11 protein-coding genes are annotated in these 12263 nt (G+C 45.4%); 6 read left to right on the top strand and 5 right to left on the bottom strand.

Going from position 1 to position 12263, the window contains the following annotated elements:
• Positions 1-43 precede the first annotated feature (43 nt).
• From QUA71_RS23445 to QUA71_RS23430, 4 genes are all read right to left on the bottom strand, one after another.
• The gene (locus QUA71_RS23445) at positions 44-391 is read right to left on the bottom strand and encodes a DUF952 domain-containing protein (RefSeq protein WP_333288715.1); all 348 of its coding nucleotides are present in this window, start codon (positions 389-391) and stop codon (positions 44-46) included.
• 19 nt (positions 392-410) lie between these two features.
• Positions 411-2003, bottom strand: coding sequence for a CocE/NonD family hydrolase (locus QUA71_RS23440; RefSeq protein ID WP_333288714.1), 1593 nt, complete (start codon positions 2001-2003; stop codon positions 411-413).
• 162 nt (positions 2004-2165) lie between these two features.
• Positions 2166-2618, bottom strand: a complete 453-nt coding sequence (locus QUA71_RS23435; protein WP_333288712.1) for a cupin domain-containing protein — start codon at positions 2616-2618, stop codon at positions 2166-2168.
• 213 nt (positions 2619-2831) lie between these two features.
• Entirely contained in the window at positions 2832-3602 is a 771-nt protein-coding gene (locus QUA71_RS23430) for a cysteine hydrolase family protein (RefSeq protein WP_333288710.1), read from the bottom strand.
• 213 nt (positions 3603-3815) lie between these two features.
• Between QUA71_RS23430 and QUA71_RS23425 the strand changes: the two genes are divergently transcribed.
• The 5 genes from QUA71_RS23425 (at position 3816) to QUA71_RS23405 (ending at position 9656) form a co-directional block, all read left to right on the top strand.
• Positions 3816-5225 (top strand): amidohydrolase, encoded by a 1410-nt coding sequence (locus QUA71_RS23425; RefSeq protein WP_333288708.1) that lies wholly within the window; start codon positions 3816-3818, stop codon positions 5223-5225.
• Between the two features lie 100 nt (positions 5226-5325).
• The gene (locus QUA71_RS23420) at positions 5326-6528 is read left to right on the top strand and encodes a glycoside hydrolase family 10 protein (protein WP_333288752.1); all 1203 of its coding nucleotides are present in this window, start codon (positions 5326-5328) and stop codon (positions 6526-6528) included.
• A 14-nt stretch (positions 6529-6542) separates the two neighbouring features.
• Positions 6543-7220, top strand: a complete 678-nt coding sequence (locus tag QUA71_RS23415) for a TIGR02117 family protein (protein WP_333288706.1) — start codon at positions 6543-6545, stop codon at positions 7218-7220.
• A gap of 133 nt (positions 7221-7353) precedes the next feature.
• Positions 7354-8127, top strand: a complete 774-nt coding sequence (gene hisA / locus QUA71_RS23410) for a 1-(5-phosphoribosyl)-5-[(5-phosphoribosylamino)methylideneamino]imidazole-4-carboxamide isomerase (protein ID WP_333288705.1) — start codon at positions 7354-7356, stop codon at positions 8125-8127.
• A 158-nt stretch (positions 8128-8285) separates the two neighbouring features.
• Positions 8286-9656 carry a cation:proton antiporter gene (locus QUA71_RS23405; protein ID WP_333288703.1) on the top strand — a complete coding sequence of 457 codons (1371 nt, stop codon included), beginning with the start codon at positions 8286-8288 and terminating at the stop codon, positions 9654-9656.
• Between the two features lie 221 nt (positions 9657-9877).
• Here QUA71_RS23405 and QUA71_RS23400 read toward each other — a convergent pair whose 3' ends face one another.
• Entirely contained in the window at positions 9878-10885 is a 1008-nt protein-coding gene (locus QUA71_RS23400; protein ID WP_333288701.1) for an ADP-ribosylglycohydrolase family protein, read from the bottom strand.
• 357 nt (positions 10886-11242) lie between these two features.
• On the opposite strand from QUA71_RS23400, the gene QUA71_RS23395 reads away from it, so the two are divergent.
• Positions 11243-11764, top strand: a complete 522-nt coding sequence (locus QUA71_RS23395; protein ID WP_333288699.1) for a hypothetical protein — start codon at positions 11243-11245, stop codon at positions 11762-11764.
• Positions 11765-12263 lie beyond the last annotated feature (499 nt).

Genomic DNA, 12263 nt, shown 5'->3' with positions numbered 1-12263 from the left:
CCCGCCCTAAAAAGTTAGTTTACAAGGCTAAAAAATCAGAATATTAAACAACATTTTTTAATTCTTCCGGCAATTCAAACTTGCCATCGGCACCCGGTTCAAACTCAACAACTTTCAACACAGCATCAACATTCAGCGGCCCGTAAATGTGCGGGTAATTCTCACCCGCAGCCAATTCATACTTAAGTTCAGATTCTACTTTTTCCGAGTCAATCCAAAGCAGCAGCAATCCTGTTTGTCCCACAAAAAATTTATTAGCAGATTTAAGAACTTGTGGCAGAGTCGAACAGTGGATAAATCCTTCAGTATCTAGCGTATCTCCGCGATAGGATTGAACTTGTTTTGCTTCTTCCCACTGTTGGCTGCGGGTGATGTGAAAAATAATGCTCATAATTGAATAAGTTCTAGGTTTAATCGACAATTGGCAGGAAAATTTGAGAGGGACAATTCCCGCCACAACTTACTGTCAGCGTGATAATTTTAGCATCGATCGCCCGCGCTTCACCGGGAGGCGCACCCGTTCCCGGATTCACGTCGTAAGCGGGAAAACAAGCCGCACTCAAACTCAGACGCAACGCATTACCTTTAGCAATTTGCATACAAGTTGTTTGCAGCACAATTCTTACAGGTGTTTCACCTGAATTCACCCGGACGTAACCTTGACTAAAATTGTAGACGCTGCCACTATCTTTTACCTCAGAAAGTATGGCACACAAATCAAAAGTCGGCGCGTCGGCCGTACAAGATACTTCGACAATTATATCTCCTGCAACGTGCAAATCTGCTGTGACTGGCGCCGCAGTGTATGTTAACACATCGGTGCGGCAGTCAATAGTCGATCGCTCCATCGCACCGGCAGGAAATGCAGCGTGACCCCCCGACGATGGCACCGGCCGCCAAGGGTCATGGACGAATATATCCTCAGTGCAAACATCCGGGCAACAATCTGTTAAAATACCCGCATCTTCTCTCATCGCGGCAAGTCCGGTACTTGCTAAAAAATAAGATTTATGATTATTAGTAGGCCATTTCTTAAAATTCCGCCAATCATTTTTCCCCATCTCAAATAGCGAAATCGGCCGTTCGTATAATATTCCTGTATCAACTCCTTTGAGGAATTGATCGAACCAGCGAATTTGCAACTCATCCACAGGATTTGAAGCTGCCAAACCATAATCCAACGCTCCCACTTTTCGCCCCCAAGGTAAATGCGCCCAAGGGCCAATTATCAAATGCTGCGGACAGGAACTCCGGCTCGCCATTTCCTTGTAAAGATGGATTGTTCCCCGCAAATAAGTATCAAACCAACCGCCAATGTGTAGCATTGGCAAGTCTAAATTTTTAATGTTTGGCGATAAGTTTTCCCAATACTCGTTCGGTCGATAATTATCCAACCAATCGTAATAATATGAGTGGGGTTCCAAATTTTTAATAATCTCAGGACGCGCCGGCACGGTATCGTATAGCGGGAGATTTCTCGAAGCTGCATAAAAGGCTTGATAGGCAGAAATATCGCCTTTTAAGCGAGCGGTTTCTGCGGCTAGCTGAATTGCCCAGCCGAGATTTGATTGCAGACAAAACGCGCCGCCTTCATAAACCCAATCTGCGTATAAATTGCCCCCTACCATTGCCGGACAAATTGTGATTAATGCGCTCGGTTTAGCAGCCGCCGCGTAGAGTTGAGTCATGCCTTGGTAGGAAAAACCGTACATTCCGACTTTGCCGTTACTTCCCGGCAAATTAGCTGCCCAATTGACGCTATCAAAACCGTCTTGTGTTTCGCTAACAAAAGGGTTAAATTTGCCTTCGGAAGTGCCGCGTCCCCGCACGTCTTGGATCACCACTATGTAGCCGTGTTTGGCGTACCATGCGGGATGGGAATATACCACTGTAGAGGCGATCGCCCTTCCGTAAGGTTGCCGCATTAATAATACTGGAAATTCGCCCTCCGCATCGGGGCGGTAGATGTCAGCATCTAAACGAACCGCATCTTTAGTTAGCATTGACGCTGTTTCTTTCGGACAAAGTTTCAGCATAAATCCTAAAAAACATCAAATAAAAAAGTTTGTACTAAGGGCTTTAGTGCTTCTTCTAAGGACGGAAACCCTGACTACAAACCTGATGATATAGTTTTTCATCTAAGCACTCAACTCCTTACTACAAACCTAGCAGGATACGAGTACATCCGATCGCCTGAGAACTCTCATATCTTCCTCATCGAGTTCGACTGGTGTGCCGCTGCGAATTAGTTCCACAAAATTTTCATTCGGCACCATGATGCACAAAGTGTACAAACGTCCACTGCCCGTATTCTCAATTAGGTGAGTGCCTGTTGGAGGCACTAACAAACTATCTCCCGGTTGAATACTAACTGTTTTGCCGTCGCAGGTTGCTTGCCCTGTTCCTTTGAGTACAAAAAACATTTCTACTGCAAATTGATGGCGGTTGGGAGGAGTTTTGCCCCCCACATCGAAAATCTCCACGCAAACTGTTAATGAAACATTAGCTATTACCGGATCGAAGACGATAGCTAATCTATTAGTATCGCCCGGACTGATGCGAAATGCTTGGTAGTCTTTCGGAGACTTTATAACAGGAATCACGCACTGGTTTGTCATTTTTTTATTATTAGTTGTCAGTGGTTATGTTTCTGCTGTCATTAGTGAGAATCCAGAGTCATTAGTCCGCCGCTCAACCTCCAAAGTTTATTGATTTCACAGGAGAGTTCGCTGTCAGAGCAGGAAGCGATATATATAGGCTTTGCTGTGCGGGACTCTCGCACTCCTAAAAAACGCTTTTTACACTCCAGAGGGATACTCCCCTGATGACTGCTATTTAATTGCTTCTAACATAGCCTGAGAATCTGACAAAAAACCAAAACATTGTTTAACGTTATAAAGAGTAGCTTGCCAGCAATACTCAGGAGATGTCGTAGCTGTACAATCTTTGACTAAAATACAGTCGTAACCGAGGAAATTAGCATCTTGCAGGGTAGCCATGACGCACTGATCGGCGTTTACTCCTCCGAAGAAAAGGGTAGTTCTGCCGAGGTTCCGCAAGATACTATCTAAAGGAGTATCCCAAAAGCCGCTCATCCGATATTTATCAACACAAATATCCTCGGGTTTGGGTTTTAATTCATCGACAACCTGCGCCGCCCAACTCCCTGCCATCAGTACAGGTGCGTTGTTTTTTGGCAGCGGATCTCCCAAACCTACGCCGTCGCCTGTGGGATTGTAAACGTGACGGGAAGCTGCACTAATATTGAGCAAATCGGGGCGGTTTCCCCAGTTGATCCAAATAATTGGTACTGCGTGCGATCGCAATTTGGGCAGCAAATTTATTAAAGGATTAATTGGACTTCGGGCGGGCGTTACATCTACGCCGATATGTGCTAGCCAACCGTCGGGATGACAGAAATCGTTTTGCATATCTATCACCAACATTGCTGCTTTTGCTAAGTCCAAACGCAGGGTTTTAGTTTCTGTTTCCAGGGTAACAGGTTGAGGCGCGATCGGCGATCGGGTGATATCGGCAATTTTGGCATCAACTTTCCAAGCATTCGGCGGTACGCCCAAAGTGCGGAGAGAATCAGGATTCATAAGGATTTTGACTCAAAAACGGTTTTAATGTTATAACAATTTGATTGTTACTAACTTGTCATATCTTAAATCTTTACTAGAATTAAGTATCAGGGGTAACTTTTTGATAAATTTTAGGATTTATTAAGTTTATTACAGTTTGGTGAGCGCCAATGTTAGCGCCATGCAATCATAAAATAAAAATAAATGTAAATTTACAAAAAGGGTAAATCTATGAGCTTTACAATTCAAAATGCTTTAATTCCGGTTGAGAGCGGTTATCAAACCGCAGATGTGCAAGTGGTGGAGAATTGCATAAGTGCGATCGCGCCCAATTTAGAGCCGGCGGGAAGACTTATTGACGGCAAAAATAAGCTGCTGCTGCCCGGTTTTGTCAACGCGCACACTCACTCTTCAGAAATGTGGCAGCGGGGCATTATTCCCCCTTTGCCGCTGGAGTTGTGGATTGCCGAATTATACGATTTTACACCTCTCGATCCCGAACAAGTTTATTTGAGCGCCTTGGGAACTGCGGTAGAAACATTGCTGTCGGGCGGTACAAGCGTAGTCGATCATTTAGTTTTGATTCCGGGGCAAGAATTAGAGACAATCGCCGCCGCAGTTCGCGCTTATCAAGAAATCGGTATCCGCGCTTTTATCGGGCCGTTAATTCAAGATGAATCCCTGACGGCGGGAATGCCTGCGGGCGATAGCGGTATCGAACACGCGGCTTACATTCGCTCGACTAAGGCAACTTTGGAATTAATGGAAACAGCCATAAAACAGTTTCACAATCCCGAAAAAGCTGTTAATATGTTGTTGGCGCCGACGGGAATTCAACTGTGTTCCGATGCTTTGTTTGAAGGCTGCATCGAATTGAGCGATCGCTACAATCTTTGTCGGCACGCCCACCTCTTGGAAACCCCCGCTCAAAAACAGTTAGCTCACGAAAAATACGGCTGTAGCGCTGTCGAACACCTGCAAAGAATTGGTTATTTGAGTCCGCGAACTTCTTTAGCGCACTGCGTTTGGCTGGACGATTCTGACATTGCGATTATGGCAGAAACGGGAGCGACCGTCGTACACAATCCCCTCAGCAACTTGCGCTTGGGAAGCGGAATTGCACCAATTTTGAAATACCGTCAAGCGGGAGTCAACGTATCTTTTGGCTGCGACGGCGCTGCTAGCAATGACTCTCAAGATTTGCTGGAAGCAATTAAAATTGGTTCGATTTTGCACAATATCACGGATTTGGATTACCGCCAATGGATCACACCGCGCCAGTCTGTAGAAATGGCATCCCTGGGAGGAGCAAAAGGCTTGAATCTCGCCGATGAAATGGGTTCGTTGACCGTGGCTAAAAAAGCAGATTTTGTGCTGTATGATTTAACCAGTTTATCATTGCTGCCGCGCACCGATCCGATTGGCTTGCTAATATTGGGACGCCCGAGTAATGCGGTAGACAGCGTTTGGGTAAACGGCAAACAAATTGTCGCCGAAGGTAAGGTGAAAACGATCGATGTTGATGCTTTGAGGCGGGAATTATTCGATCGCAGCGAGTGGACTAGCAAGCGTCAATCGCAAACGGTGAGCGAGATTGAGGCTCATTACCGCCAAGTGATGAAACTGCAAGGTTATTCTTAGAAGGAATCACAGGTAAGGTGCGCAAGGCGCACCCAAAAGTATCGTAAGGTGTGCATTGCCCTACAGTATGATGTTAAACTATGATATTTGCGAAAAATTGATGATTAAACTGCACAAATGGCAGCGGATACTGGCTTTAATACTTGTTTTTACGATCGCCCTTACCTCCTCCGCGATTTTATCCCCGCGTCTGTTAGCGCAAACCCGCCCCCAAACCCCAACAACCGAATTGCGCGGCGTCTGGCTGACGAACATTGACAGCGAGGTTATGTTCTCCCGCAACAACATCATTGACGCTGTAAATCGACTCGATCAACTCAATTTTAATACCATCTATCCCACTGTTTGGCAAGGAGGCTATACGCTTTATCCGAGCGCTGCTGCCGAACGAGTATTCGGACAGTCGATCGACCCATCGCCCGGATTGAAAGACCGAGACATTCTCAAAGAAATTATAGCACAATCCCGCCAAAAAGGTATAGCAGTAATCCCCTGGTTTGAGTTTGGTTTCATGGCTCCCGCAGAATCGGAATTAGCCACACTTCACCCCGACTGGCTGGCCCAGCGGCGCGACGGTTCAACTATTTGGAAAGAAGGGAAACACGAGCGAGTTTGGCTGAATCCCTTTCATCCCGAAGTCCAGCAATTTATCTTAGATTTAATCCTAGAAATTGTCGATAATTATGATATAGATGGCATTCAATTTGACGACCATTTTGGCTTGCCAGTAGAATTTGGTTACGAGCCGCTAACAGTGTCAATGTATCAGGAACAAATCAAGAGCCCTCCCTCCGACGACCCCCGCGAAACCTTCTGGGTGCGCTGGCGCGCTGACAAAATCAACGACTTCGTGGGGCGAGTTTCCCGCGCCATTAAATCCCGCAAAGAAAAATGTATTGTCAGCTTATCTCCGAACCCTTTTCACTTTTCTTTACCCGCCCACTTGCAGGACTGGTTTACCTGGGAAAGACGCGGCTACATCCAAGAAATTGTGTTGCAGGTTTATCGCAGCGATATCAAGCGTTTTAGTGCCGAACTGGAACGGGAAGAAGTTAAACTGGCTAAAATTAACATTCCAACTGCGATCGGCATTTTAACAGGTCTTAAAAATAATTCCGTCCCCCTCAAGCAAATTCAAGAACAAGTGCAAGAAGTGCGAAAAAGAAATTTCGCTGGCGTGTCGTTCTTTTTCTACGAAAGTTTATCGAATTGGGCTAGGGAAACCCCCGAACAGCGCAATTCTGCTTTGCAAGAATTCTTCCCCACAAAGATGCAGCGCCCGCCATCCGAAGCCAGAATTTGAAACCTACGGTTAAAATGAAAAAAAGCATACAGCGCTTAGGAATTGTCATCTTATCTTTAACTGCTTTCCTAACAATTGGCTATCTCACTCCTAGAAAGTGGGGCAATTACTCGCAACCAGATTGCACAATCTCTCTATACATTTCCAACCAAGGCATTCACACGGAAATCATTGTTCCAGTTAAAAATGAATATTTTGACTGGAATCAATATTTACCGCTAACAGAAATAGCGCGGGATGCCACTTCTGATTATAAATATCTATCTTTTGGCTGGGGAGATAGAGCTTTTATGCTGGAAACTCCCACATCAGGAAGTATCAACCCAGTTACAGCTTTCAAGGCGCTATTTCTCCCTACTCCGTCTACTGTACACGTTCAAGGTTATCGGGTTACTCCCCAAAATATTGAAACCAAATGTGTAAAAATTAGTGGAGCGAATTATCTTAAAATAATAAATTTTCTTAAAGATACATTCCAATTAGACGCAGCAGGTAAAAAAATGAAAATTAGCTACGGCTACGACAACAGTGACAGTTTTTATGAAGCAAAAGGCAGTTACTCTATTTTGAGAACTTGCAACGACTGGACGGCAGAAGCTTTGCAAAAAGCCGATGTCAATACTCCTTTATGGTCAACACTGTCTTCGGCGATTATGTTTCATTTAAATAGCGGTTGCGAATGTCAAAAATAAAGGTAATGGGTAATACCATTTTAGATTTTAGATTAAACGATTGGGAATGACTTATTATGTATGGGTTGGGAGCACGGGCATAAAGTTGCATTCTTTTTTTAAACTGGTATAATTAGCAATTTGAGCAAAAATCATGAATGTAATTCCAGCGATCGACTTATTGGATGGAAAATGCGTCAGATTGTATCAGGGAGACTACGCGAAGTCTCAAACTTTTAACGACAACCCCGTCGAAGTCGCCAGACAGTGGGTAAATGAAGGCGCGACAATGCTGCATTTAGTAGACCTCGACGGGGCTAAAGCAGGTCATCCAGTCAACCAAGCAGCCATTGAAGCGATCGTCCGATCCGTAGACGTTCCCTGTCAAGTAGGTGGGGGAATGCGCGATCGCGCTTCTGTTGCTGCTATCCTCAATTTAGGCGTCCGGCGCGTCATTCTCGGCACTGTCGCCGTCGAACAACCGCAATTAGTCGGCGAATTGTGCGCCGAATTTCCCGGTCGAATTCTGGTGGGAATAGATGCCAGAAATGGTAAAGTTGCGACTAGAGGCTGGCTAGAAACTTCGGAAGTTTTAGCAACAGAATTGGCGCAAAAAATGGCCGAGTTAGGGGCTGCTGAAATTATTTACACCGACATTCACCGCGACGGTACTATGGAAGGGCCGAATTTGGAATCTTTGCGCGAAATCGCTAACGCTATTTCGATTCCGGTGATTGCCTCCGGTGGCGTTAGTTCGATCGCAGATTTGTTAAGTTTGCTGGCTTTGGAACCAATTGGTGTCAAAAGTGCGATCGTCGGTAGGGCAATTTATACCGGCGATATCTTGCTAAAAGAAGCAATTCAAGCAGTCGGACAAGGGCGGTGGCAGGATGTACCGCCAGATTTGGGTTCTTCGAGTTTTGCTTGATAGTCATGTCGAGTTAACTGGCTACCCAATATGTAACACTTATCAATTTTCCCGCTCACAGTCAACAGTCAACAGTCAACAGTCAGCGTAGAATCGTCTTTCTTACCATCATCGTACCCATGTTTTTGAACCATACAATTACAGCTTTAAGTTCTGGGATGGCTTCTCTAATTGCCCCCATACCTTTGTTAGCAACAGTCGAGGCAGAAAATTCGCCGATCGTCCTCAGCGGAGTTTTGCTCAGTTTGGTAGTGATTTATATCGCCAGTAAAATCGGCGCCGAAGTAGCGAGAAACTTCGATTTTCCACCGGTTTTGGGTGAACTTGTAGCAGGGGTGATTATTGGGATATCTGCTTTACACTTGATCGTTTTTCCCGGAAGCGGGCTGTCAGCATCCAACTCAGGGATTATGACAGTTCTGCAATCGATCAATCATCTGTCTCCTGCCGCCCTCACCAGTGTCTTTGAATCGCAGAGTGAAGTCATTTCAGTGCTAGCTGAATTAGGCGTGATTATTCTGCTGTTTGAAATTGGCTTAGAGTCGGATCTCAAACAACTCAAGCAAGTCGGAATTCAAGCTACCGTTGTCGCCTGCGTAGGTGTGGCAGTTCCCTTTGCCGCCGGTACTGCTGGCTTAATAATAATTTTCCACACGGCAGCAATTCCAGCAATTTTTGCGGGGGCAGCTTTGACCGCAACCAGCATTGGAATTACCTCCAAAGTGTTGTCTGAATTAGGACAACTGAACTCTAAAGAAGGTCAAATTATTGTCGGTGCGGCGGTGATTGATGATGTGCTAGGAATTATTGTCCTGGCTGTTGTCGCCAGTTTAGCCAAAACAGGTGAGATTGATGTTGTTAATGTCATCTATTTGATCGTAAGTGCAACTGCCTTTCTGCTAGGTTCGATTCTCTTGGGCGGTGTCTTCGACAAAACTTTCTCGGCGGTGGCGGGTCAACTCAAAACTCGCGGCAATATTATCATTCCGGCATTTATCTTTGCTTTCTTCATGGCTTTTCTGGGCAACGCAATTCATCTCGAAGCGATTTTGGGTGCCTTTGCGGCTGGTTTGGTGTTGGATGAAAGCGATGCCCGCCTAGAGTTGGATGAACTGGTGAAACCCATCGCCGATTTATTTGTCCCCATCTTCTTTGTAACGGTGGGGGCTCGGGCGGATTTGGGGGTTTTGAACCCAACAGTGCCGGATAATCGGGCGGGACTTTTGATTGCCGTCTTTTTGATTTTGGTTGCTATTTTTGGCAAGATCGTAACAGGCTGGGTGGTGTTTGGTCAGCCTGGAATCAATCGATTGGCGATCGGAGTGGGGATGATTCCTCGGGGCGAAGTCGGGTTAGTGTTTGCCGCCATCGGTTCCGCGAGTGGGGTTTTGGATAAACCGTTAGAAGTCTCGATTATTATCATGGTGATTCTGACGACTTTTTTGGCTCCGCCTTTTCTGCGGATTGTCTTTGGGGATACGGTAGAGCCTCCTGCTAGCGGGGAACTTTCTAGCGAGAAAATCGTTTGATATCATTTCCGGTTACACCGGAATGATGTTGACGGTTGACGGTTGACGGTTCACTGTCAACAGTCAACCGTCAACAGTGAACTCGAATTTACTATTCCGATGCTAACGGATTTGATATGATTGAGGGAATTTGAGTCTGGACGATCGACTGATTTAGAAACAAATGTCGATCGTCCAAATTTATTTAGCGGTAATAATAAGTCCTAAGTTGTGAGAAGCGGCTACAACTTGACTTTCAACTGATAACAATTGTCAGCGAGTTTAATCAGTTCGCCGAGACCCCAAGTACCCCGATCGTTCAAAAATTCTGCTAGTTGATTCGGGATGGCTTCTAGACCCAGAAATGCCCCGCTGATGGCACAAGCCATTGCTGCGGTGGTATCCACATCGCCACCGACGGCGATGCTAGTGCAGAGAGTTTCCCAGTAATCTTGAGGTGTTCTCAAAAACGCATATAAACTCCACAAGACGCTACCAACTACAAAAGGCGAAATTCCTTGCCAAGAGTCCTTGTAGTTTAACGGGAGTCCAGCTCTAGAAATCAACTCTACGGCTGACTCGGGAGGCAATTTGACCCAATCAATCAAATCTTTGAGCAAAGCGGCAAAGGAAGAATCAACTTCTCCTACCCATTCGCTCAGTTGACCGAGAAATGGCTCAGTTTCAATCATCATGTCCGATTGAAGGGCGATCGCCACAGCCCCGGCGATCGCCACAGCCCCCGCAGAACACCGCGAATCTTGATGGGTGATGCGCCCTTGATCGCAAGCAGCTTGTACAAGCTGGGACGGGTCATCGTAGAATATTAAGCCGATCGGTCCAGCCCTCATAGCACTGCCATTACCAGCATTGGGAGCAGGAGTACCAGCTTCTTGCCAAGCAACCCCCCGTATCAGGCGGTTTGCAGCTTCTTCTGTCGCTCGACCGCGCCCGACAATGCGCTGTTGAGCGAAAATGTCAGCAATACGGGTGGCGTAGTCGCTGGGGTCGAATTCGCCACAAGCGACGTAGCTTTGGAGGAGTTCGCGGGCGAGTTGGGAGTCGTCGGTGTATTGACCAAAAGGCAAGCCGAAGCGAGCGCGATCTCTGATTTTTTTGCGTCTAACTTGGGAGCGGACAAAGTTTTGGCAAACTTCCGGAGAATAGCCTTCTACTCTACAGCCTATAGCGTCGCCGAGACACTGACCGATCAGACAACCTCTAAATTGTTCCAGACGCGGTACTGTCATTTATCTAGCTTTAATTAGGTCGATCTAATCTTATTTTAAATCCCCGCCTTCTTAAAGGTTGCGGCGAGTTGGAGACTGCCCATTTCTCTCAACTTAAGACTAAAATCATCTGTAATTATGAATAAAAAATTTAATGTCTTCCTCGCTCTGTCTCTCCCAGATGACAGAACATAATCTCCAAAATAAACCATAGTAATATCCGCCATAAAAAATGTCAATGTCGGTGGATTTTGGCGTGGATAATTGACTGTTTTTGAGTCAGGAGATTAGCCCTCTTTTGTCACTCTACGCAGAGGAAAACGTGCCACTGGAGTTGGTAAAACTGCCTACTACGCCGCCATTGCTTATTTTCAAAGGATGGGCTGGTTTGACTTCACAGATGTAGAGACTGAAGTTAGCAATAATTCTACGCGAACAAGAAAGTCCCCAAAAACGAACTCGGATTCCGCAAAAGCAAACTCGGATTCCGCAAAAACGAACTCCGATTCCGCAAAAACGGAATTTAAAAAGCTGAAAGTCTTACCCGTAAAGGATTCCAAAACTCCTCAGACTGTTCAGACTTATTCAGACTTAAATCAGAAAAATCAAACTCTCTCAGAAGCAAAAAGAGAGAGAAATTTAATTCTTTGGAAAGAGTTTGATGAATCAACACGAAGGGAACTCAGCTATTTTGCGTACCAAGTTGCAATTCCTCAATTACCAAAAAGACCAACTTTGCCAGATGTATGGATAAGCTGTTACTGCGGAGAACTCTTTAATCAGATGATGTGCGATGTTGAATTTCAAAAGAAATGGGAGCAATTTTCCGAAAATTCTCTGACGGTAAAAATTCAGGAGGATACCTCGAAATCTGAACCGCGTGACACATGGGATTGGTGACAACTGGCGGTTACAGATAGCGGTTATTTAACCCTTTGGGTAACTTGTAGCAGTTCCGGTCGCGACTCAGGATACTTTCATATCCTAACCAATAACCCAACCCCCCCAGCTTTGATAAGTTTGCTTTGTTATTCATTACCGTTTCTATAAGTGACGGATGTCAAAGTTAAACCAACCATTTTCATAAAAGGCTGTCAAATCTTGAGTGGTGTAATTTGGAGTGGAGAAAATGGGTATACTGAGCTCATGTTGGAACAGCTTACACCATAAGCTATTTAGGATAAAAGCCCTGAACCAAACAATCTCTCTCAAATCTTGAGTGGTGTAATTTGGAGTGGAAAAAATGGGTATACTGAGCTCATGTTAGAACAGCTTACACCATAAGCTATTTAGGATAAAAGCCATAAACCAAACACTCTCTGTCAAATCTTGAGTGGTGTAATTTGGAGTGGAAAAAATGGGTATACTGAGCTCATGTTGGAACAGCTTACACCATAAG

Origin of the sequence: Microcoleus sp. MON1_C5, from assembly GCF_036701875.1 — a bacterium.
Taxonomy (GTDB): domain Bacteria; phylum Cyanobacteriota; class Cyanobacteriia; order Cyanobacteriales; family Microcoleaceae; genus Microcoleus.
This window is presented reverse-complemented; position numbering and strand designations above follow the sequence as displayed.